This window comes from Denitromonas iodatirespirans (genome assembly GCF_018524365.1).
GTDB classification, from domain to species: Bacteria; Pseudomonadota; Gammaproteobacteria; order Burkholderiales; family Rhodocyclaceae; genus Nitrogeniibacter; species Nitrogeniibacter iodatirespirans.
Genome location: NZ_JAEKFT010000006.1, coordinates 67,130 through 85,739, shown reverse-complemented (window position 1 = coordinate 85,739; position 18,610 = coordinate 67,130). Strand labels below are relative to the sequence as shown.

Annotated in this window: 29 protein-coding genes; 23 read left to right on the top strand and 6 right to left on the bottom strand. The window is 64.1% G+C overall.

Going from position 1 to position 18,610, the window contains the following annotated elements; translation table 11 throughout:
* The first annotated feature begins 2 nt into the window (after window positions 1-2).
* Genes rplX through rplQ form a run of 17 tightly spaced genes read left to right on the top strand, consistent with a single transcriptional unit; the run spans window position 3 to window position 8,275 of the window.
* Window positions 3-320, top strand: coding sequence for a 50S ribosomal protein L24 (gene rplX, locus I8J34_RS07200; protein ID WP_214360727.1), 318 nt, complete (start codon window positions 3-5; stop codon window positions 318-320).
* Between the two features lie 9 nt (window positions 321-329).
* Window positions 330-869, top strand: coding sequence for a 50S ribosomal protein L5 (rplE, locus tag I8J34_RS07195; RefSeq protein WP_214360726.1), 540 nt, complete (start codon window positions 330-332; stop codon window positions 867-869).
* A gap of 7 nt (window positions 870-876) precedes the next feature.
* A complete protein-coding gene (gene rpsN, locus I8J34_RS07190) occupies window positions 877-1,182 on the top strand; it encodes a 30S ribosomal protein S14 (RefSeq protein WP_214360725.1) in 306 nt (101 codons plus the stop codon).
* Window positions 1,183-1,194: 12 nt separating this feature from the next.
* Window positions 1,195-1,590, top strand: a complete 396-nt coding sequence (rpsH, locus tag I8J34_RS07185) for a 30S ribosomal protein S8 (protein ID WP_214360724.1) — start codon at window positions 1,195-1,197, stop codon at window positions 1,588-1,590.
* 10 nt (window positions 1,591-1,600) lie between these two features.
* Window positions 1,601-2,134, top strand: coding sequence for a 50S ribosomal protein L6 (rplF, locus tag I8J34_RS07180; protein ID WP_214360723.1), 534 nt, complete (start codon window positions 1,601-1,603; stop codon window positions 2,132-2,134).
* A gap of 15 nt (window positions 2,135-2,149) precedes the next feature.
* Complete coding sequence (gene rplR, locus I8J34_RS07175; RefSeq protein ID WP_214360868.1) at window positions 2,150-2,503, top strand: 50S ribosomal protein L18; 354 nt, start codon at window positions 2,150-2,152, stop codon at window positions 2,501-2,503.
* A gap of 12 nt (window positions 2,504-2,515) precedes the next feature.
* On the top strand, window positions 2,516-3,040 hold the full coding sequence (gene rpsE, locus I8J34_RS07170) for a 30S ribosomal protein S5 (RefSeq protein WP_214360722.1): 525 nt from the start codon (window positions 2,516-2,518) through the stop codon (window positions 3,038-3,040).
* A 4-nt stretch (window positions 3,041-3,044) separates the two neighbouring features.
* A complete protein-coding gene (rpmD, locus tag I8J34_RS07165) occupies window positions 3,045-3,227 on the top strand; it encodes a 50S ribosomal protein L30 (RefSeq protein ID WP_214360721.1) in 183 nt (60 codons plus the stop codon).
* A complete protein-coding gene (gene rplO, locus I8J34_RS07160) occupies window positions 3,228-3,662 on the top strand; it encodes a 50S ribosomal protein L15 (protein WP_214360720.1) in 435 nt (144 codons plus the stop codon). It begins immediately after the preceding gene.
* Window positions 3,663-3,673: 11 nt separating this feature from the next.
* Window positions 3,674-4,999 carry a preprotein translocase subunit SecY gene (secY, locus tag I8J34_RS07155; RefSeq protein WP_214360719.1) on the top strand — a complete coding sequence of 442 codons (1,326 nt, stop codon included), beginning with the start codon at window positions 3,674-3,676 and terminating at the stop codon, window positions 4,997-4,999.
* Window positions 5,000-5,006: 7 nt separating this feature from the next.
* On the top strand, window positions 5,007-5,225 hold the full coding sequence (infA, locus tag I8J34_RS07150) for a translation initiation factor IF-1 (RefSeq protein WP_214360718.1): 219 nt from the start codon (window positions 5,007-5,009) through the stop codon (window positions 5,223-5,225).
* Window positions 5,226-5,246: 21 nt separating this feature from the next.
* Window positions 5,247-5,360, top strand: a complete 114-nt coding sequence (rpmJ, locus tag I8J34_RS07145; protein ID WP_004258276.1) for a 50S ribosomal protein L36 — start codon at window positions 5,247-5,249, stop codon at window positions 5,358-5,360.
* 53 nt (window positions 5,361-5,413) lie between these two features.
* On the top strand, window positions 5,414-5,776 hold the full coding sequence (gene rpsM, locus I8J34_RS07140) for a 30S ribosomal protein S13 (RefSeq protein WP_214360717.1): 363 nt from the start codon (window positions 5,414-5,416) through the stop codon (window positions 5,774-5,776).
* A 12-nt stretch (window positions 5,777-5,788) separates the two neighbouring features.
* A complete protein-coding gene (rpsK, locus tag I8J34_RS07135; protein WP_144179136.1) occupies window positions 5,789-6,178 on the top strand; it encodes a 30S ribosomal protein S11 in 390 nt (129 codons plus the stop codon).
* A 13-nt stretch (window positions 6,179-6,191) separates the two neighbouring features.
* Window positions 6,192-6,821, top strand: a complete 630-nt coding sequence (gene rpsD / locus I8J34_RS07130) for a 30S ribosomal protein S4 (RefSeq protein ID WP_214360716.1) — start codon at window positions 6,192-6,194, stop codon at window positions 6,819-6,821.
* A 39-nt stretch (window positions 6,822-6,860) separates the two neighbouring features.
* Complete coding sequence (locus tag I8J34_RS07125) at window positions 6,861-7,841, top strand: DNA-directed RNA polymerase subunit alpha (protein ID WP_214360715.1); 981 nt, start codon at window positions 6,861-6,863, stop codon at window positions 7,839-7,841.
* A 26-nt stretch (window positions 7,842-7,867) separates the two neighbouring features.
* On the top strand, window positions 7,868-8,275 hold the full coding sequence (gene rplQ / locus I8J34_RS07120; RefSeq protein WP_214360714.1) for a 50S ribosomal protein L17: 408 nt from the start codon (window positions 7,868-7,870) through the stop codon (window positions 8,273-8,275).
* A gap of 202 nt (window positions 8,276-8,477) precedes the next feature.
* Here rplQ and I8J34_RS07115 read toward each other — a convergent pair whose 3' ends face one another.
* Genes I8J34_RS07115 through I8J34_RS07105 form a run of 3 tightly spaced genes read right to left on the bottom strand, consistent with a single transcriptional unit; the run spans window position 8,478 to window position 10,680 of the window.
* Complete coding sequence (locus I8J34_RS07115; RefSeq protein ID WP_214360713.1) at window positions 8,478-8,864, bottom strand: RNA-binding S4 domain-containing protein; 387 nt, start codon at window positions 8,862-8,864, stop codon at window positions 8,478-8,480.
* Window positions 8,861-9,403, bottom strand: coding sequence for a response regulator transcription factor (locus I8J34_RS07110; RefSeq protein ID WP_214360712.1), 543 nt, complete (start codon window positions 9,401-9,403; stop codon window positions 8,861-8,863). The genes I8J34_RS07115 and I8J34_RS07110 overlap by 4 nt, the downstream gene beginning before the upstream one ends.
* On the bottom strand, window positions 9,400-10,680 hold the full coding sequence (locus tag I8J34_RS07105; RefSeq protein ID WP_214360711.1) for an ATP-binding protein: 1,281 nt from the start codon (window positions 10,678-10,680) through the stop codon (window positions 9,400-9,402). The genes I8J34_RS07110 and I8J34_RS07105 overlap by 4 nt, the downstream gene beginning before the upstream one ends.
* Before the next feature lie 118 nt (window positions 10,681-10,798).
* Here I8J34_RS07105 and I8J34_RS07100 point away from each other — a divergent pair, with 118 nt between their 5' ends.
* The 5 genes from I8J34_RS07100 (at window position 10,799) to I8J34_RS07080 (ending at window position 14,546) form a co-directional block, all read left to right on the top strand.
* On the top strand, window positions 10,799-11,263 hold the full coding sequence (locus I8J34_RS07100) for a copper chaperone PCu(A)C (RefSeq protein ID WP_214360710.1): 465 nt from the start codon (window positions 10,799-10,801) through the stop codon (window positions 11,261-11,263).
* A 117-nt stretch (window positions 11,264-11,380) separates the two neighbouring features.
* Window positions 11,381-12,400, top strand: a complete 1,020-nt coding sequence (gene galE / locus I8J34_RS07095; protein ID WP_214360709.1) for a UDP-glucose 4-epimerase GalE — start codon at window positions 11,381-11,383, stop codon at window positions 12,398-12,400.
* A gap of 75 nt (window positions 12,401-12,475) precedes the next feature.
* Window positions 12,476-12,952: a MarR family winged helix-turn-helix transcriptional regulator gene (locus tag I8J34_RS07090; protein WP_214360708.1), complete on the top strand. Its 477-nt coding sequence runs from the start codon at window positions 12,476-12,478 to the stop codon at window positions 12,950-12,952.
* Window positions 12,953-12,976: 24 nt separating this feature from the next.
* Complete coding sequence (locus tag I8J34_RS07085) at window positions 12,977-14,257, top strand: cation:proton antiporter (RefSeq protein ID WP_214360707.1); 1,281 nt, start codon at window positions 12,977-12,979, stop codon at window positions 14,255-14,257.
* Window positions 14,250-14,546, top strand: a complete 297-nt coding sequence (locus I8J34_RS07080; RefSeq protein WP_214360706.1) for a lipopolysaccharide assembly protein LapA domain-containing protein — start codon at window positions 14,250-14,252, stop codon at window positions 14,544-14,546. Before I8J34_RS07085 ends, I8J34_RS07080 begins: the two co-directional genes overlap by 8 nt.
* A 4-nt stretch (window positions 14,547-14,550) precedes the next feature.
* Here I8J34_RS07080 and I8J34_RS07075 read toward each other — a convergent pair whose 3' ends face one another.
* Both I8J34_RS07075 and I8J34_RS07070 read right to left on the bottom strand, forming a co-directional pair.
* On the bottom strand, window positions 14,551-14,862 hold the full coding sequence (locus I8J34_RS07075; protein WP_214360705.1) for a hypothetical protein: 312 nt from the start codon (window positions 14,860-14,862) through the stop codon (window positions 14,551-14,553).
* 149 nt (window positions 14,863-15,011) lie between these two features.
* Window positions 15,012-15,593 carry a DJ-1/PfpI family protein gene (locus I8J34_RS07070; protein WP_214360704.1) on the bottom strand — a complete coding sequence of 194 codons (582 nt, stop codon included), beginning with the start codon at window positions 15,591-15,593 and terminating at the stop codon, window positions 15,012-15,014.
* A gap of 116 nt (window positions 15,594-15,709) precedes the next feature.
* On the opposite strand from I8J34_RS07070, the gene I8J34_RS07065 reads away from it, so the two are divergent.
* A complete protein-coding gene (locus I8J34_RS07065; protein WP_214360703.1) occupies window positions 15,710-16,003 on the top strand; it encodes a ribbon-helix-helix domain-containing protein in 294 nt (97 codons plus the stop codon).
* Window positions 16,004-16,013: 10 nt separating this feature from the next.
* On the opposite strand, the gene I8J34_RS07060 is transcribed toward I8J34_RS07065, so the two are convergent.
* On the bottom strand, window positions 16,014-18,557 hold the full coding sequence (locus I8J34_RS07060) for a putative bifunctional diguanylate cyclase/phosphodiesterase (RefSeq protein WP_214360702.1): 2,544 nt from the start codon (window positions 18,555-18,557) through the stop codon (window positions 16,014-16,016).
* Window positions 18,558-18,610: the final 53 nt, after the last annotated feature.

The window sequence follows — 18,610 nt, the reverse complement described above, 5'->3', positions numbered from 1 at the left end:
TCATGAACAAGATTCGTACCGGCGACGAAGTCGTCGTTCTGGCTGGCAAGGATCGTGGCCGTCGCGGGGTTGTCCTGCGTCGGGTGGATGCCGAGCTGGTGGTTGTTGAGGGTGTCAATCGTGTCAAGAAGCACGTGCGCCCGAACCCCATGAAGGGTGAGGTGGGTGGCATCGTCGAGAAAGACATGCCGATCCATGTTTCCAATGTTGCGCTGTTCAATCCTGCCGTCCAGAAGGGCGATCGTGTCGGGATCAAAGTGCTTGAGGACGGTCGCAAGGTGCGCGTGTTCAAGTCGAACGGCGAACTGGTCGACGCATAAGGAAACGCGATGGCACGCTTGCAAGATTTCTATAAGGAAACCGTCGTCCCGGGCTTGGTCAAGCAGTTTGGCTACAAGTCGGTGATGGAGGTTCCGCGCATCACGAAAATCACCCTGAACATGGGTGTGGGTGAAGCAGTCGGCGACAAGAAGATTCTGGAGTTCGCGGTGGGTGACATGGCTAAAGTGGCCGGTCAGAAGCCGGTTGTGACCCGGGCTCGCAAGTCGATCGCTGGCTTCAAGATTCGTGACGGGTACCCGATCGGCTGCATGGTGACGCTCCGCGGTCCCCGCATGTTCGAGTTTCTGGATCGCTTTGTGACGGTGGCGCTGCCGCGCGTCCGTGACTTCCGCGGCATTGCCTCGAAAGGCTTCGACGGTCGTGGTAACTACAACGTCGGCGTCAAAGAGCAGATTATTTTTCCGGAAATCGAGTACGACAAGGTGGATGCCCTGCGCGGCATGAACATCAGTATTACGACTACCGCGAAGACTGACGCAGAGGCGCGAGCGCTCCTGGCGGCGTTCAAGTTTCCGTTCAAGAATTGAGGGCGATATGGCGAAACTGGCTCTGATCAATCGCGAAGAGAAGCGTCGCAAGCTGGTGGCGAAGTACGCCGCCAAGCGGGCTGCGCTGGTCGCGCAAATCAACGACAGCGGTCTGTCGGATGAAGAGCGTATGGCGGCTCGGCTGAAGCTTCAGCAACTGCCCCGTAACGCTAACCCGACGCGCGGTCGTAATCGTTGCAGCCTGACGGGTCGTCCGCGGGGTGTGTTCCGTAAATTCGGTCTGTGTCGCAACAAGCTTCGGGAAGTCGCTTTCCGTGGCGAGGTGCCGGGTATGACCAAGGCGAGCTGGTAAGGAGAGACGAAGATGAGTATGTCTGATCCAATCGCCGATATGTTGACCCGCATCCGCAACGGTCAACAGGCGCAAAAGTCGACCGTGGTGATGCCTTCTTCCAAGTTGAAGGTGGCCATTGCCAAGGTGCTTCAGGAAGAAGGTTACATCGATGGCTTCTCGGTTCGCGAAGCCGGTGGCAAGCCCGAGCTGGACGTGGCGCTCAAGTACTATGCCGGCGCGCCGGTGATCGAGCGCATTGAACGTATTTCGAAGCCGGGTCTGCGAGTCTACAAGGGCAGCCAGGATTTGCCCCGCGTCATGAACGGCCTGGGTGTGGCCATCGTGTCGACGCCGAAGGGCGTCATGACCGATCGTGCTGCTCGCGCCAGTCGTGTTGGCGGCGAAATCATCTGCATCGTGGCGTAAGGAGGCGGACATGTCGCGTGTAGCAAAGAATCCGATCTCCGTACCGAAGGGTGTGGATATCAAACTCGATGCGAGCAGCATTACTGTCAAGGGCCCGCTGGGCTCGCTGACCCGTGCGCTGCATCCGTCGGTGTCGGTTGCGCTGGACGGTGATTCCATTCAATGCACCGCCGTGGAAGGGAAAGTCGATGGCCGTGCGATGTCCGGCACGATGCGCTCGCTGGTCGCCAATATGGTGGTCGGCGTGACCAAGGGTTTCGAGCGCAAGCTGACCCTGGTGGGCGTCGGTTATCGTGCTCAGGCTCAAGGCGACAAGCTGAACCTCAGCCTTGGTTTCTCGCATCCGGTGTCGCATCAGATGCCGGCCGGTGTGAAGGTGGAAACGCCGACGCAGACCGAAGTGCTGATCAAGGGTGTCGACAAGCAGCAGGTCGGCCAGGTTGCCGCTGAAGTGCGTGCCTACCGGAGTCCGGAGCCGTACAAGGGCAAGGGCGTTCGTTACGCGGACGAGGTTGTCGTCATCCGCGAAACCAAGAAGAAGTAAGGGCCGTTTGTCATGATGAACAAAAAAGCGACGCGCGTGCGTCGGGCTCGCAAAACCCGAGCCAAAATCTCCGAGCTGAAAGCAGTTCGACTCACGGTCTTCCGCTCGAATCTGCATATCTATGCCCAGATCATTTCCGGGTGTGGCTCTCGCGTTCTGGCAGCGGCTTCGACTGTCGAGGCTGCTGTTCGTGGCGATGCGACCAATGGCGGAAACGTTGCCGCGGCGGTGTCCGTCGGCAAAGCGATCGCCGAGCGTGCGAAAGCCGCCGGCGTCGAGACCGTCGCCTTCGATCGTGCTGGATTCCATTATCACGGCCGCGTCAAGGCGCTGGCAGAGGCGGCTCGCGAAGCCGGCCTCAAGTTCTAAGCGAGGTTAGCAATGGCGAAACAGCAAACCAAACGCGCCCCGGCAGCTGAAGAACGCGACGATTCGTTCCGCGAAAAGATGGTGGCGATCAATCGCGTCACCAAAGTGGTCAAAGGCGGTCGAATTCTCGGTTTTGCAGCGCTGACGGTGGTTGGCGATGGTGACGGCGCCGTCGGCATGGGCAAGGGCAAGTCGCGTGAAGTGCCGGTGGCCGTGCAAAAGGCCATGGACGAGGCACGTCGCAAGATGGCCAAGGTGTCCCTGAAGAACGGCACCCTGCACCATGCGGTGGTGGGCAAGCATGGCGCTGCGACGGTGCTGATGCAGCCGGCGCCCTCCGGTACCGGCATCATTGCCGGCGGCCCGATGCGCGCAGTGTTCGAAGTCATGGGTGTGACCGACATCATCTGCAAATGCCTCGGCTCCTCGAACCCCTACAACGTGGTTCGCGCCACGTTGAACGGCCTGTTTGCAGTGCGTACGCCGGCGGAAATCGCTGCCAAGCGCGGCAAGTCGGTCGAAGAAGTGATTGGGTGAGGTCATGGCGGACAAAAAACTGAAAGTCACGCTCATCAAGAGCGTCATCGGAACCAAGCAGTCCCACCGCGCGACCGTGCGTGGGCTGGGTCTGCGTCGCCTCAACCACACGGTTGAGCTCCAGGACACCCCCGAGGTGCGCGGCATGGTTAACAAGGTCGCCTATCTGGTGAAGTGCGAGGGCTAAATGCAACTCAATACCATCAAATCAGCCGAAGGTGCTAAGCACGCTCGCAAGCGCGTTGGGCGCGGTATCGGCAGTGGGCTTGGCAAGACCGGCGGTCGCGGTCACAAGGGCCAGAAGTCGCGTTCGGGCGGTTTCCACAAAGTCGGCTTTGAAGGCGGTCAGATGCCGATTCAACGCCGTCTGCCGAAGCGCGGCTTCATCTCCCTGGTGCGCGGCCGTAATGTCGAAGTTCGCCTGTCCGAGCTGGAAGCGCTGCCGGTCGATCAGATCGACCTGCTGGTGCTGAAGCAGGCCGGCGTGGTGCCCGCTGACGCGCTGTCAGCGAAAGTGATTCTGTCGGGTGCCATCACCCGCAAGGTTGTCCTGTCCGGTGTTGGCGCGACCAAAGGCGCGCTTGCGGCGATTCAGGCGGCCGGCGGCAGCGTCGCAGAGTAAGGCGTCAGATCGTGGCAAAACAACCCGCGACCCTTGGCAATCAGGGCAAGTTCGGCGACCTGCGTCGCCGACTGATGTTCCTGTTGGGGGCGTTGGTGGTGTATCGCATCGGTGCGCACATTCCTGTGCCCGGGATCGATCCGCAGAAACTGGCGGAACTGTTCCAGACGCAGCAAGGCGGAATTCTTGGGGTGTTCAACCTCTTTTCCGGCGGCGCGCTGTCACGATTCACCATTTTCGCGCTCGGGATCATGCCGTACATTTCGGCGTCGATCATCATGCAATTGATGAGCGTCGCGTCGCCGCAACTCGAGGCGCTGAAGAAGGAAGGCGAGGCGGGCCGTCGCAAGATCACTCAGTACACGCGTTACGGCACGCTGGCGCTGGCGTTGTTCCAGGCGGTCGGTATCTCGGTGGCGCTGGAAGGCCAGCCGGGCTTGGTGCTGGACCCTGGCTTGATGTTCCGCTTCGTGACCGTGGCGACGCTGGTGACCGGTACCATGTTCCTGATGTGGCTGGGTGAGCAGATCACTGAGCGCGGACTGGGCAACGGCATTTCGCTGATCATTTTCGCCGGCATCGCCTCCGGCCTGCCGAGCGCGATCGGTGGTTTGTTCGAGCTGGTGCGCACCGGCGGCATGCATCCCTTCACGGCCTTGTTCATCTGCATCCTGGTGGTGCTGGTGACCGCGTTGGTGGTGTTTGTCGAGCGTGGCCAACGGAAGATTCTGGTCAATTACGCGAAGCGTCAGGTCGGCAACAAGGTGTATGGCGGACAGAGTTCGCACCTGCCCTTGAAGCTGAACATGGCTGGCGTCATTCCGCCGATCTTCGCGTCGAGCATCATCCTGTTTCCCGCTACGCTGGGGCAATGGTTTGGTGCTTCCGAGGGCATGACCTGGTTGCGGGACATTTCCGCCACCTTGGCCCCCGGGCAGCCGATTTACGTGATGTTGTACGCCGCTGCGATCGTGTTTTTCTGCTTCTTCTATACCGCGCTGGTGTTCAATGCGCGGGAAACGGCAGATAACTTGAAGAAGAGCGGTGCGTTTGTTCCGGGGATTCGTCCGGGCGAGCAGACGGCGCGCTACATCGATCGCATCCTGATGCGATTGACCATGGCGGGCGCGGTGTACATCACGCTGGTGTGTCTGCTTCCTGAGTTTCTGATTCTGAAGTGGAACGTGCCGTTTTATTTCGGGGGGACCTCGTTGCTGATCATCGTTGTCGTGACGATGGATTTCATGGCACAGGTTCAGGCGTACATCATGTCGCACCAGTATGAAAGCCTTCTCAAGAAGGCCAATTTCAAGGGTGCGGGAATGCCGATGCGGTAAGAGCACCATGACGAAGGAAGACGGCATCGAGATGCAGGGGGAGGTGTTGGAAACCCTTCCCAATGCGATGTTTAAGGTTCGCCTGGAAAATGGCCATACGGTACTGGGCCATATTTCCGGGAAGATGCGCATGCACTACATTCGGATCCTGCCTGGGGACCGCGTCACAGTGCAATTGACGCCATACGATCTGACCAAGGGGCGGATTGTGTTCCGCTCCAAGTAACAGAATCTTCAGGAGATAGAAATGAGAGTTCAGGCTTCAGTGAAGCGCCTCTGCCGAAACTGCAAGATCATTCGCCGCAAAGGCGTGGTTCGTGTGATTTGCACCGATCCGCGTCACAAGCAGCGCCAGGGTTGATAACGAAAGTTATCAGAACTATAATTTAAGGTTTAACTTTCTGGGGTGATCGGATGGCCCGTATTGCTGGGGTAAACATTCCCAATCACAAACACGCGGAAATCGCATTGACGGCGATCTTCGGGGTTGGCCGGACGCGCGCGCAGAAAATCTGCGACGCAGCCGGTGTTGCACGTTCGGCAAAGATCAAGGATTTGACTGAGTCGGATATGGAGCGTCTGCGCGACGAGGTGGGCAAGTTCTCGGTTGAAGGCGATCTGCGTCGTGAAATCACGATGAGCATCAAGCGCCTGATGGACCTGAGTTGCTATCGTGGGCTGCGCCATCGTCGCGGTCTGCCGTGCCGTGGTCAGCGGACCCGCACGAACGCCCGCACCCGCAAGGGACCGCGCAAGGCAATTGCCGGCAAGAAGTGATAGAGACGAGATATGGCTAAGACTGCAACCAAAGTTCGCAAGAAGGTCAAGAAGAACGTTGCCGAAGGCATTGTTCATGTTCATGCGAGCTTCAACAACACCATCATCACCATCACCGACCGTCAGGGCAACGCCTTGTCGTGGGCGACTTCGGGTGGTGCCGGCTTCAAGGGCTCGCGCAAGAGCACTCCGTTCGCCGCCCAGGTGGCCGCGGAAGCGGCTGGCAAGGCCGCTCAGGAGTGTGGCGTGAAGAACGTCGAAGTGCGCATCAAGGGGCCTGGCCCGGGGCGTGAGTCGTCGGTGCGTGCGCTGAATGCGCTGGGTATCAAGGTGACCAGCATCACCGATATCACGCCGATCCCGCACAACGGTTGCCGGCCGCCCAAGAAGCGCCGTATCTAACAAGGAGTAAAACGTGGCCCGCAATCTTGATCCCAAGTGCCGCCAGTGCCGCCGTGAAGGCGAGAAGCTGTTCCTGAAAGGCGAGAAGTGCTTTACCGATAAGTGCGCCATCGAGCGCCGCGCCTATGCGCCTGGTCAGCACGGTCAGCGTTCCGGTCAGCGCATGTCCGGTTACGGCGTTCAGCTGCGCGAAAAGCAGAAGATCCGCCGCCTCTACGGCGTGCTCGAGCGCCAGTTCCGGAAAGTGTATTCCGAGGCTGATCGCCGCCGCGGCCAGACGGGTGAGAACCTGCTGCAACTGCTGGAAGGTCGCCTGGATTCGGTTGCCTACCGCATGGGCTTTGGTGTTTCCCGTGCTGAAGCGCGTCAGGTCGTTCGCCACAACGGCGTCCTGGTCAACGGTCAGCGTGTGAACATCCCGTCTTACAACGTTCGTCCGGGTGATGTGGTTGAAGTCACCGAAAGCGTCCGCGGCACTCTGCGTGTCAAGGCGGCGCTGGAAGCTGCGGAATCCCGCGGATTCCCGGAATGGATCGAAGTGGATGTGAAAGCCGGCAAGGGCGTGTTCAAGGCCTACCCGCAGCGCAGCGAACTGCCTGCCACGCTGAACGAAGGTCTGGTCGTCGAACTTTACTCCCGCTGATTGCGGTTTCTGACGTAATTTGCGAAACAAGGACTGCTGATGCAAAGCAATGTACTGCTGAAACCGCGCATCATTGACGTACAAAGCCTGTCGACCGTGCATGCACGAGTGACGATGGAGCCGTTCGAGCGCGGATTCGGACACACGCTCGGTAACGCCCTGCGTCGGATCTTGCTGTCGTCGCTTCCGGGGTGTGCACCGACCGAAGTTAGCATCCAGGGCGTGCTGCACGAGTACTCGACACTGGACGGTGTCCGCGAGGACGTGGTCGACCTGCTGCTGAACCTGAAAGGGGTCGTGCTGAAGATGCACAACCGCTCGGATGCGGTGCTGCGCCTGGCCAAATCCGGTGAAGGTGTCGTGACGGCGGCGGACATCGAGACCACCCACGACGTCGAAGTCATCAACCCCGACTTCGTGATCGCGCATCTGGCGCCCGGCGGCAAGCTCGACATGGAGATCAAGGTCGAGGAAGGCCGTGGTTACCAGCCGGCTAACCAGCGTCCGACCAATGGCGAATCCAAGTCGATCGGCCATGTCGTGCTGGACGCTTCGTTCAGCCCGGTGCGTCGTGTCAGCTACAAGGTCGAAAGCGCACGGGTCGAGCAGCGTACCGACCTGGACCGTCTGGTGATCGATATCGAGACCAACGGTGCCGTCGATCCGGAAGAGGCGATCCGCTTTGCGGCTCGCGTGCTGGTTGATCAGCTGTCCGTGTTTGCCGATCTGGAAGGCACGCCGATCGAAGTCGAGGCCACACAGGCGCCGACGATCGACCCCGTGTTGCTGCGTCCGGTCGATGATCTGGAGCTGACTGTCCGCTCGGCGAATTGCCTGAAGGCAGAAAACATCTATTACATCGGTGACCTGATCCAACGGACGGAAACCGAACTGCTCAAGACGCCGAATCTCGGTCGCAAGTCGCTGAACGAGATCAAGGAAGTGCTCGCTTCGCGCGGCCTGACGCTCGGCATGAAGTTGGAAAATTGGCCGCCGGCCGGGCTCGAGAAGCTCGGTTGATTCGGCAGGGATAAAGGAACGAGATCATGCGTCACCGTAACGGTCTTCGCAAGCTGAACCGCACCAGTGCACACCGCCAGGCAATGTTCCGCAACATGGCAAATGCGCTGCTGCAGCACGAAGTCATCAAGACGACCCTCCCCAAGGCAAAGGAACTGCGCCGGGTGGTCGAGCCCCTCATCACGCTGAGCAAGAAAGCCACGGTAGCCAATCGCCGTCTGGCCTTCGACCGTCTGCGCGACCGCGACATGGTGGTCAAGCTCTTTGACGAGCTGGGCCCGCGTTTCGCTGCCCGCAACGGCGGCTATCTGCGCATCCTGAAGTACGGCTTCCGCGACGGCGACAATGCACCGATGGCGCTGGTCGAGTTGCTGGATCGTCCTGAGGAGGCCGCTGAGCCGATCGACGCACCGGCGGAAGAAAAAGCCGCTTGAACGCGACCGGTCGGGGCCTAGACCCGACCATGATCCCGATCAGCAAAACGCCCCGCTCAAGCGGGGCGTTTTGTTTCCGGCGCGCTCACCGGCTCCGGTAGGCCCGGGTTTGGTGGCTTGTGGGCCGGCCCTCATCGATTGCCAGGAAGGCGCACTCGGCGAGTGTTGCGTGCTTTGGCCCAGTCCGCGTGACCGTCTTGATTCAGGTGTCGCCCGATTCGTTGAAGCGGTGAATCAGGCGCCGGTCCCGTTTGGTCGGTCGCCCGCCCTGGCGGGCTGGACCTTGTGCCAGGCGCTGGGCACGTTCGGCTTCGGCGCGGGCAAGGCTCTCGGGGGTTTCGGCGTAGAGCAGCTGGGCGACCGGGGCGGGGTCGCGGCGCTCGGAGAGCCCGGCCACCGTCAAGGTCACCTTGCGCGTGCCGAGCGTAATTTCCAGTGTGTCGCCCGGGTGGAGCATGCGTGCGGGTTTGACCCGCGTGCCGTTCACATGCACATGGCCGCCGTCGACGGCGGCCTTTGCCAAGCTACGGGTTTTGTAGAAGCGCGCGGCCCACAACCACTTGTCGATGCGCTCGCCGTCGGCGCTCATTCCTTCACCGGGCGTTTGGCCAGCTTTCGCTGTAGCGTGCGGCGATGCATCTTGAGCGCGCGGGCGGTAGCGGAGATGTTGCCCTGGTGTTCCGCCAGCACGCGCTGGATGTGCTCCCACTCCAGGCGGTCGACGGACATCGGTTCGACGGGCGCCGTGTCGCACGGGGCCGTGACAGCGTCGGTGAGAGCCCGCAGGATGCTGTCGGCGTCGGCCGGCTTGGCCAGATACTGATGGGCGCCAAGTTTGATGGCGTCGACCGCGGTGGTGATGCTGGCGTAGCCGGTGAGGACCAGGATGCGGGTGTCGGCGCGCACCTCGCGCAGGGGGGCGATCAGGGGCAGGCCGGAGCTGCCTGCCAGGTTGAGATCGAGAATGACCGCATCCGGTCGCACGCGCCGCATCTCCTGCAGGGCCATGCTGCCGTCGAGCGCACCGATGCATTCGAGCCCCCGATGCGACAGGGTGCGGCACAGAATGCGGTTGAAGGCGGGGTCGTCGTCGACGACCAGAACGGTGCGGATGCCTGAAGTTGTCATGGGTTGAGCAAAGGCAGAGTGACGGTGGTGATGGTACCGCCGCCGTCGCGCGGGGCGTAGCGTAGCGTGCCACCAAAGGATTCGATGGCGCCCAGGCTGAGCAGCAGCCCGATGCCGAGGCCGTTGCTGCTGGTCGGGCGCTCCGCGGGGGCGCGGTGCAGGGCGTCGAGGATGTCCGGCGCAATGCCGGGGCCGCGATCGGCCAGGCGGATCTCGAGCTGCCCTTGCGTTTGCCCGGCGCTGACGGCGACATGCCGGTCGGGCGATGCCGTGGCCGCGTTGTTGACGAGGTTGTGCATGGCCTGGGTGAGCGACTGGTCGGCGATCATGCGCAGACCGGCGAGTGTGTCGATGCCCGCGCGGTCGATCGTGACGTCGGGCCGCTGGGATTCGATGGTGGCGAGCACGCCCCCGAGCCAATCGGCTGCCGCGATGGCTCCGCCGGCCTCGACCCGCGCCTGCCCGCCGGAGGCCGTCAGCCGCGAGAGTATCGACCGGCAGTGGGCGATCTGCTGCTCCATGACCACCAGATCCTCATGAATTTCGCCGTCGTCGTCGCACTGCATGCGCAGGCTGTCGACGATCAGGCGCATGGTGCCCAGTGGGGTGCCCATTTCATGGGCGGCGCCGGCGGCGAGATTGGCCATGGCGACGATGCGCTCGTTGCGCAGACGGCGCTCGCGGGCCTGGGCCAGTGCGTGGTCGCGGGCGCGCACTGCGCTGGTCATGCGCGATACATACCATGTCATCACCAGCGCGGACACCGCAAAGGTGCCCCACATCCCGGCCAGATGCCAGTCGATGGCGCGGGTCGGGTCGGCCAGGCCGAGGGGCTGATGGTGCACCCACAGCCACGAGTAGATTCCGATCGACAGGGCCGACAGCAGCCAGGTGTGCAGCACCGGCAGCACGGCGGCACCGACCGCGATCAAGGGCAGGAACAAGGAAATGAGCGGGTTGGTGGCCCCGCCGGTGAGATAGAGCACGCCGCTCCAGGCAGCCAGGTCGACCACCAGTTCGAGCAGGATGCTCCACGGCCCGGGTGGGTTCGGGGCGGACAGGCCCTTGAGGAGCAGCAGGTTCCACAGGCCGAGGGCGCCGGCAATCATCACGATGGGGACCGCGGGGATGTGGATGTCGAGTGCCGGCGCGGCGCCAACGGCCAGCGCAATCATCGCCAGCACCGAATACCAGCGCAGGGTGATCAGGCGGGCGACATGACTCTGGCGGGCGTCCGGGCGGGAGTCGTCGAGAGAGGGCGCGGGGTGGTCGAACATCGCCCGCCATTATGGCGCAAGCGGCAGCGCGCAGCCGCTGTGCGACGAACTGACGCAGTGGTGCGCACGCGCTTTGGGGTACCCTTTTGAGCGACATAACGACCGGAGTTACCGCGCCATGAAGCACACCCGTCAGTTGATCGCCGCCATCCTGTCGGCCTGTACCGTAACCGCTGCGTGCGCCGGCGGTGTGTCGGTGAGTGACCCCTGGGTGCGCGGCACGGTGGCCGCGCAGAAGGCCACGGGGGCTTTCATGGGGCTGACGGCGAGCGCCCCGACGCGCCTGGTCGGGGCCAGCAGCCCGGCCGCGGCGCAGGTCGAGGTGCATGAAATGACGATGGAGAACGACGTCATGAAGATGCGCCCGGTCGCGGCGCTCGATCTGCCCGCCGGCGCCAAGGTGGACCTCAAACCGGGCGGGTATCACATCATGTTGATGGGGCTGGCCAAGCCGCTGTCCGAAGGCATGACGGTGCCGATGACGCTGACTTTCGAAGCGGCTGATGGCGCGCGCGAGACGGTCGACGTCGAGGCCCCTGTGCGTGCGCTGACCGCCGCGCCGATGAAACACGGCATGCACTGAGAGCGCCGCCCCAGTCGATGCCAGGCCGCCTGCGGGCGGCTTTTTTGCGTCCGCCGACGTCATGTCGTGCGAAGCGGTTATCATCCGGGCGATATTTCATCCTCGGGAGTTTCTGGCATGGCATGCATTCTCGTCACCGGTGGTGCGGGCTACATCGGCTCGCATACCTGCGTTGCGCTGATGGCGGCCGGGCACCAAGTGGTGGTTGTCGACAACTTCAGCAACAGCAAGCCCCTGGCGCTGCAGCGTGTGGCGCAGATCGCCGGGCGGCCGGTGGCGGCGGTGCACGAGGTCGATCTGCGCGACCGTCCGGGGCTCGAGGCGGTATTCGGTGCGCATCGCTTCGATGCGGTGATTCATTTCGCCGGGCTCAAGGCGGTTGGCGAGTCGGTCGCCAAGCCGCTGGCCTACTACGACAACAATGTCTCCGGCACGCTGGTGCTGCTGGAGGTGATGGCCGCCCACGGGCTCAAGCGCATGGTCTTCAGCTCCTCGGCGACGGTGTATGGCGACCCGGCCAGCGTGCCGATCCGCGAAGATTTTCCGACCGCGCCGACCAACCCGTACGGGCGCACCAAGTGGATGCTGGAGTTCATCCTGCGCGATGTCGCCGCCACCGACCCGGACTGGCAGCTCGCCTTGCTGCGCTACTTCAACCCGGTCGGTGCGCACCCGTCCGGCCTGATCGGCGAGGATCCCAACGGGATTCCGAACAACCTGATGCCCTATGTGTGCCAGGTGGCCGTCGGCAAACTGGCGCAGCTGAGCGTGTTTGGCGACGACTACCCCACGGCCGACGGCACCGGCGTGCGCGACTACATCCATGTGGTCGACCTGGCGGTCGGGCATGTGCGGGCGGTCGAGCGCCTGATCGACGGGGCCGGCGTCCTCACCTTGAACCTGGGCACGGGCCGGGGCTACAGCGTGCTCGACGTGATCAAGGCCTTCGAGCAGGCATCCGGCCGTCCGGTGCCCTACCGCGTTGCTCCGCGTCGCGCAGGCGATATCGCCCAATGCTATGCCGATCCGGCGCAAGCGCAGGCCGCACTGGATTGGCGGGCAGCGTATGATCTGGCCGACATGTGTACCGACGCCTGGCGCTGGCAGTCGGCCAACCCGGAGGGTTATGGTGATTGATGTCGTACTGTGGCGGCGCTGGACGCCACCGAAGGGCTCCGCTTATGATGCGTTTGTTTTGCACAAAACTAAATCATGAGCGCATCCGTGAGCAACCCGACCACCCATGACGCCTTGCGTCTGTTCCGCGCCATTTACGCGGCAGTGCGCCATCACCTTCAGAGTATCGAGCGCCGCTGCGGTGCGAGTGGTGCCCAGGTGTGGGCGCTGGCTCTGCTGGCGCGCCAGCCCGGCATGCGGGTCACCGAGCTGGCAAGTGCCATGGCCATCCATCCGTCCACCGCCAGCAACCTGCTGGCCAAGGCCGAAAAGGCCGGGCTGCTCCGGCGCGAGCGGTCGACGGCCGATCAGCGGGTGGTCAAGCTGTACCTGACCGACACCGGTCGCGACACGCTGGCGAAGGCGCCCGAGCCGGTGGCCGGCCTGCTGCCCGACGCGTTGGCCCGTTTGCCGCAGGAGGTGCTGTCGCGCCTGAGCGGTGACCTGCAGCTGCTCGCCACGCAAATGTCGGTGCAGGACGATGCCGCCGGCCGTCCGTTTTCGGATCTTTAAGCGTTTGGCCGAGCAGGTGAGGCGATGAACTGGCCCTTTCTGCCCGCGTGGCCGCCCGATTTCAATGGATTCGTCCTGTTTGGCCTGCTCATGCTGGCCGGGCTGGTCGGGGGGGAGTTGGCGCACCGCAGTGGCTTCCTGCCGCGCATTACCGGCTTCATCGCCATCGGTTTCGTGCTTGGCCCCAGCGTGGCCGGCCTGCTCACGCCGGAGATGCTCGACGGTGCCCAGGTCTTCGTCGATGTCGCCCTCGGCCTGATCCTGTTCCAGCTCGGTCGCCTGCTCGATCTGTCGCTGGCCCGCCAGGAGCGATCCTTGCTCGTCGCGGCCCTGGCCGAGGCGGGGCTGGCCTTCCTCGCCGTGTTCGCCGTGCTCACGCTGTTCGACGTGCCGCTCATCCAGGCCGCGGTGGCCGCGGCCATCGGCATCTCTTCATCGCCCGCCGTGGTATTGCTGGTGGTACGCGAGCTGGGCGCCAAAGGCCCGCTCACCGACCGCAGCCTGATGCTGGTGGCGATGAACAACATCTTCTCCTTTCTCGCCTACACCGCGCTGCTGCCTTTCATCCATTACGCGCACAACGCCGGCTGGGAGATCGCGGTACTTGAGCCGCTGTATGTGCTCGGGGTGTCGGTGGGCATTGCCGGCGGCTTCGCCTGGCTCTTGCTGCAACTGGCGCGCCTGTTGCCGAAGGACGAAACGACGCAGTTCGCCTTGTTGATCGGCATGATCGTCGGCACCGTCGGGGTCGCCCAGCTGGCCAATGGCTCGATGCTGCTGAGCCTCTTGGCCCTCGGCGTGATGACGCGCAATCTCGACCGCCACTCGCATGTGCTGCCGGTCGATTTCGGCAGCGGCGGCGAGCTGTTCTTCGTCATCCTGTTCGTGGTGGCCGGGGCGCGGCTGCATCTGTCCGACCTCAGTTCGGCCGGGTTCGCGGCGGTGGCCTTCGTGGCGGCGCGCTTTGTCGGCAAGAGCGCCGGTGTGATGATCCTGATGCGCGGCGGGCTCGACATGCGCCAGTCTGCGCTGATGGGGCTGACGCTGGTGCCGATGGCCGGCATGGCGATCGGGCTCACACAGATGACGGCGGCGCGTTTTCCCGAGTTCGCCGCCACCTTGTCGGCCATCGTGCTCGGTGCCATCGTGATCCTGGAAACGGTGGGGCCGGTGCTCACCGAGTACGCGCTCAAGCGCAGTGGCGAGGTGCCGGAGGATGGCGCGGCAAACACCGCGGATGCCGAGGTGCCCGATGACGCCGCCGCTAGCGGCGATCCGTCGGTGATGGAGGGCAAGGATGCGTAATGTGCTGTTGACCGTCTCGGTGGTACTGGCGGCGGTGTTCGCACTGCAGAACGTCCACCCGGTGGCGCTGAGCTTCGTCGTCTGGCAGATCGAGACTTCGGTGGCGATGGCCTTGCTGTGGGCGCTGCTGCTGGGCGTGGTGATCGGTGTGCTGACACTGCTGCCGACGACGCTGCGGGCGCGTCAGGCGGCGCGGCAGGCCCGCCATGCGGCGAGCGATGCGCGCCCGGCACAAGCGCCGGCGGTACCGACGCCGCCGCCCGCCGACCGGCCGCGCATGCCGGACTGAGGGCTTACCAGTTGCGGCGGATGCGGTTGCGGTGCTGGACGTCGTTGGGCAGCAGCTTCTGCATGGCCTCGAGGTGGCGCTCCAGCATCTGAGTGGCCTGCGCGAAGGTGGCGCGGTTCAGCACCGGCAGTTCGCTCTGGCGGGCGATGAGCCGGGCGAGCATTTCGATATGGTGCCGGCGTTGCTCGCTGTCGCCCGGCAGGAAGACGGCCAGGCCGGCCTGTTCGAGGGTTTCGAGCACCTTGATGCGACGTTCGACCCGGCGCAGATACCGGCTTTGCGGGTCTTGGGATGTGGTCGGCGTGGGCTGTGGCATGGCGGCCTCCGGGGCGTCGGCGGCCGGTCGCTGGGCGGTGTTTCAACGACCGGTCTGTGATGCTCTGACGCTAGCACAAAAGCGGTAGTCCGCCGACGCCCGGCGATCCGTGCGGCCGGCGCGGGGCGCCGGCCGGAGGCGGAGCCCCTTCAGGCGTGGTGGACGGTGGTGCCGAGCAGAGCGAGGAACTGGGCGATCCACTGCGGATGGGCGGGCCAGGCCGGCGCCGAGACCAGGTGGCCGTCGGTCATCGCGGCATCGACCGCAATGCTCTCGTAGTGGCCGCCGGCCGCGCTGACGTCCGGGCCGCAGGCGGGGTAGGCGGTGCAGTGCTTGCCGCGCAGCACATCGGCGGCGGCCAGCACCTGCAGGCCGTGGCAGACGGCGGCGATCGGCTTTTTGGCGCCGTCGAAGTGGCGCACGATGTCGAGCACGCGGGGGTTGAGGCGGATGTATTCGGGCGCCCGGCCGCCGGGAATGCACAGGCCGTCGTAGTCGGCCGGGTCGATGGCGTCGAAACTGGCGTTGAGGGTGAAGTTGTGGCCGCGCTTTTCGGTGTAGGTCTGGTCGCCTTCGAAGTCGTGGATGGCGGTGGCGATCTGCTCGCCGGCCTGTTTGTCCGGGCACACCGCGTGCACCGTGTAGCCGACCGCCAGCAGGGCCTGGAAGGGCACCATCACTTCGTAGTCTTCGACGAAATCGCCGACCAGCATCAGGATCTTACGTGTCATTGTCGTCTCCTCCAGAGGGTGGTTGCCGCGCGACGGTGACAGCGCCGGGCGGACATCTACACTGTAGGCAGTCGACCCGTCGTCGGGGTAGTAGTGCACTGCTACAAGGAGGCATCATGTGCAATCTGTATTCAGGCCAGGATCCGGCCAGTTACGAGACGGTGAAGCGGTCGATCCGCTTGAACGGCCATGTCACCAGCGTGGCGCTGGAGCGCCAGTTCTGGGACATCCTTGAACGCCTGGCGGCGACCGAAGGCTTCAGCCTGGCGCAGTTCCTGGCGCGCCTGCATGACGAGCTGCTCAACCGGCATGGCGACGTGGGCAATTTTTCGTCACTGCTGCGGGTCGCCTGCACCATCTACCTGAGCCGCGGCGAAACGCCCTCCGACGAGACGGCCGCCGCAGCCTGAGCCGGCCGAATCAGCGGGTGCAGAGCGCCAGCCGCGTGCCCGGCGCCTCCTGGGTGGGGCGCCCGATCAGATAGCCTTGGGCGTAGTCGATGCCGATCTCGTCGAGCAAGGCGAGGATTTCGGCATTCTCGACGAACTCGGCGATGACTTTGATATCCAGCTGACGGGCCAGGGCCGTGATGCTGCGCACGAACACCTGGTCGCGCTCGCTGCTGAGCATGTTGGCGACGAAATCGCCTTCGATCTTCAGGAAGTCGAAGGTGAAATTGCGCAGGTAGTGGAAGGACGAGAAGCCGGAGCCGAAGTCGTCGATGGCCAGCTTGAAACCCTCCGCCCGCAGTTCGGAGAGGAAGCGCTGCAGCAGGCTCAGGTTCTTGACCGTGTCGCGCTCGGTGATCTCGAACACGATGCGCTCGGGCGGGAAGCCCGAGGCGGCGACGATGGTGCGCAGCGTGGTGGTGAATTCCGACAGCACCAGCGCGCGCGGCGACAGGTTGAAGAACAGGTAGCCGTCGTAATCGGTGCCGGCCACCTTGGCCAGCGCGGCCTCGATCACGATGGCGTCGAGGCGGTGGATGACGCCGACCTTTTCGGCGATCTCGATGAACTGGTCGGCGCGGATCACCTCGCCGTTGATCTCGATGCGCGAGAGCACCTCGACCGCCGCCACCTGCTTGTCGGCGATGCCCAGGATCGGCTGGAAGTAGGGGGTGATGCGCTTCTCCTCGACCGCCGCCAGCACCGCCACGCCCATCTCCGACAGGTCGCGGAAAACGGTCATCACGTCCGCATTGGTGGGCAGGCGCACGCGCTCCTTACCCTCCGCCTTGGCGCGATACATCATGGTGTCGGCAAACAGGAAGAGGTCTTTCGGGTCGGCCGCATGATCGGGGAAGACGGCGACGCCGATCGAGGCCGAGGCATGGATGCGATCGCCGTTCTTGGCCTCGATCTCGACCCCGCGCGCCACGTCCAGCACCCGCTGGGCGACCGTGTAGCCCTGTTCCATGTCCGCCTCGGGCAGCACCACCACGAACTCGTCGCCGCCGTAGCGGGCGAAGATGTCGCCCGGGCGCAGCGCTGCGGCCACCGCACCGGAGAACTGCTGCAGGAAGCGGTCGCCGCACGCGTGGCCGTAGTGGTCGTTGATCAGCTTGAAGTTGTCCAGATCGAGCAACAGCAGCGTGAAGGGGCTGGCGTGGCGCTGGCTGCGGCCGACCTCGTAGCCCAGCAGCTCCCAGAACACGCGCTGGTTGTAGAGCCCGGTGAGCGGGTCGCGGGTGGCGTAGTACTCCAGGTCGCGGGTGTATTTGTGGATCGCCTTGATCGAGCCGACCACGTTGAGCAGGGTGGACAGGATGCTCTCGAGCACCAGCATGTGCGTCTGGTCGGCGAGGGTGTCGGCATGCACGCCGATGCCGACGATGCCGCCGATCTTGGGCTGCTCGACGAATAGCGACTTGATCCTGAGCGCCAGCTCGGCGGCGTCCAGCGCGGTCGACAGCGCAGCGTCGCTGTCGTGGTGATGGCGCAGCGTGATCTCGGCCGGGCCCGACAGGCGCGGATGGTCCTTCACCGCCTCGGCGATCTGCGCCTCGATCTGTGAGCGCAGCGCATCGTCCGGCCGGCCGTGCCAGAACACCTCGACCTCGAAAGCCTCGTCGCCGATCTGGAACACCGAGAACAGCACATGCACGTCGATCACTGCGTTGATGTCGGTCAGCAGCTGGTTGACGTACTCGCGCCAGTCGCGGATCACCTCCGAGGTGATGACGAATTTCTCCAGCAGCCCGATCTCGAACAGCAGGATGTCCTTGTCCACCGCAATCGAGCGCAGGCGCATCGCCAGGGTGCCCAGCGCCTGCTGGATGCGGGCGATTTCAGCGAACGGTTGCTCCGCCGGATTGCTCAGCGCCTTCAGGTCGGCCACGCTGCTGATGGCATCGACCTGCTCCTCGACCGCTTCCACGCTGCGACCGATGCGGCGGCTGACCCACCACACGCCGCCCGAGGCGATGCCGATGCCCAGCAGGATGCTCGGCATGGCGCTGAAGAAGAAGGCCCACAGCGCCTCGGCGACCACCTGGGCGAGCGGCGTGCGCACCTCGATGGCGCCGAGCACCTGGCCTTCCTGCGCCAGGTTGTGGCAGCTCAGGCAGCGCGCCTCGGCGACCAGCGGGAAGACGCTGCGTAGATTCCCCTTGACGGTCTGCTCGCGCACCGCACCGCTTTCCAGCACCTCGCGCAGCAACGGGTCGCTAGCGCGGTCGGCCGGCGTGGCGCCCGGGGCGGCCGCATTGTGGATGCGGATCGTCATGTCGGGGTTGCTGGCGCGCAGGGCCGCGTTGAAGGCCTGGGCCTGCTCCGGATACCAGCCGGTGTTCATCACCTCGTAGAGCATGGCCTGGGTCAGGCGGGCGCTCTCCTCGGCCTGGTTGCGCGCATGACGGGCCAGCGTCTCCTCGAAACCGCTGGTGACGGCATACCAGCTACCGCCGACGAACACGAGCCCGACAACGGCCGAGGTCAGCAAAATGAAGAGGCGGATGCTCATGGGCGGCCGTGGGCGGAGAAAGGGAATTCAACGCTACGCGGCTTGCCCGGGGA

Excerpts from the sequence above, each read along its gene's own strand:
- rplX (WP_214360727.1), top strand. The coding sequence starts at position 3 with ATGAACAAGATTCGTACCGGCGACGAAGTCGTCGTTCTGGCTGGCAAG.
- rplE (WP_214360726.1), top strand. The coding sequence starts at position 330 with ATGGCACGCTTGCAAGATTTCTATAAGGAAACCGTCGTCCCGGGCTTG.
- rpsN (WP_214360725.1), top strand. The coding sequence starts at position 877 with ATGGCGAAACTGGCTCTGATCAATCGCGAAGAGAAGCGTCGCAAGCTG.
- rpsH (WP_214360724.1), top strand. The coding sequence starts at position 1,195 with ATGAGTATGTCTGATCCAATCGCCGATATGTTGACCCGCATCCGCAAC.
- rplF (WP_214360723.1), top strand. The coding sequence starts at position 1,601 with ATGTCGCGTGTAGCAAAGAATCCGATCTCCGTACCGAAGGGTGTGGAT.
- rplR (WP_214360868.1), top strand. The coding sequence starts at position 2,150 with ATGAACAAAAAAGCGACGCGCGTGCGTCGGGCTCGCAAAACCCGAGCC.
- rpsE (WP_214360722.1), top strand. The coding sequence starts at position 2,516 with ATGGCGAAACAGCAAACCAAACGCGCCCCGGCAGCTGAAGAACGCGAC.
- rpmD (WP_214360721.1), top strand. The coding sequence starts at position 3,045 with ATGGCGGACAAAAAACTGAAAGTCACGCTCATCAAGAGCGTCATCGGA.
- rplO (WP_214360720.1), top strand. The coding sequence starts at position 3,228 with ATGCAACTCAATACCATCAAATCAGCCGAAGGTGCTAAGCACGCTCGC.
- infA (WP_214360718.1), top strand. The coding sequence starts at position 5,007 with ATGACGAAGGAAGACGGCATCGAGATGCAGGGGGAGGTGTTGGAAACC.
- rpmJ (WP_004258276.1), top strand. The coding sequence starts at position 5,247 with ATGAGAGTTCAGGCTTCAGTGAAGCGCCTCTGCCGAAACTGCAAGATC.
- rpsM (WP_214360717.1), top strand. The coding sequence starts at position 5,414 with ATGGCCCGTATTGCTGGGGTAAACATTCCCAATCACAAACACGCGGAA.
- rpsK (WP_144179136.1), top strand. The coding sequence starts at position 5,789 with ATGGCTAAGACTGCAACCAAAGTTCGCAAGAAGGTCAAGAAGAACGTT.
- I8J34_RS07125 (WP_214360715.1), top strand. The coding sequence starts at position 6,861 with ATGCAAAGCAATGTACTGCTGAAACCGCGCATCATTGACGTACAAAGC.
- rplQ (WP_214360714.1), top strand. The coding sequence starts at position 7,868 with ATGCGTCACCGTAACGGTCTTCGCAAGCTGAACCGCACCAGTGCACAC.
- I8J34_RS07115 (WP_214360713.1), bottom strand. The coding sequence starts at position 8,864 with ATGAGCGCCGACGGCGAGCGCATCGACAAGTGGTTGTGGGCCGCGCGC.
- I8J34_RS07110 (WP_214360712.1), bottom strand. The coding sequence starts at position 9,403 with ATGACAACTTCAGGCATCCGCACCGTTCTGGTCGTCGACGACGACCCC.
- I8J34_RS07105 (WP_214360711.1), bottom strand. The coding sequence starts at position 10,680 with ATGTTCGACCACCCCGCGCCCTCTCTCGACGACTCCCGCCCGGACGCC.
- I8J34_RS07100 (WP_214360710.1), top strand. The coding sequence starts at position 10,799 with ATGAAGCACACCCGTCAGTTGATCGCCGCCATCCTGTCGGCCTGTACC.
- galE (WP_214360709.1), top strand. The coding sequence starts at position 11,381 with ATGGCATGCATTCTCGTCACCGGTGGTGCGGGCTACATCGGCTCGCAT.
- I8J34_RS07090 (WP_214360708.1), top strand. The coding sequence starts at position 12,476 with ATGAGCGCATCCGTGAGCAACCCGACCACCCATGACGCCTTGCGTCTG.
- I8J34_RS07085 (WP_214360707.1), top strand. The coding sequence starts at position 12,977 with ATGAACTGGCCCTTTCTGCCCGCGTGGCCGCCCGATTTCAATGGATTC.
- I8J34_RS07080 (WP_214360706.1), top strand. The coding sequence starts at position 14,250 with ATGCGTAATGTGCTGTTGACCGTCTCGGTGGTACTGGCGGCGGTGTTC.
- I8J34_RS07075 (WP_214360705.1), bottom strand. The coding sequence starts at position 14,862 with ATGCCACAGCCCACGCCGACCACATCCCAAGACCCGCAAAGCCGGTAT.
- I8J34_RS07070 (WP_214360704.1), bottom strand. The coding sequence starts at position 15,593 with ATGACACGTAAGATCCTGATGCTGGTCGGCGATTTCGTCGAAGACTAC.
- I8J34_RS07065 (WP_214360703.1), top strand. The coding sequence starts at position 15,710 with ATGTGCAATCTGTATTCAGGCCAGGATCCGGCCAGTTACGAGACGGTG.
- I8J34_RS07060 (WP_214360702.1), bottom strand. The coding sequence starts at position 18,557 with ATGAGCATCCGCCTCTTCATTTTGCTGACCTCGGCCGTTGTCGGGCTC.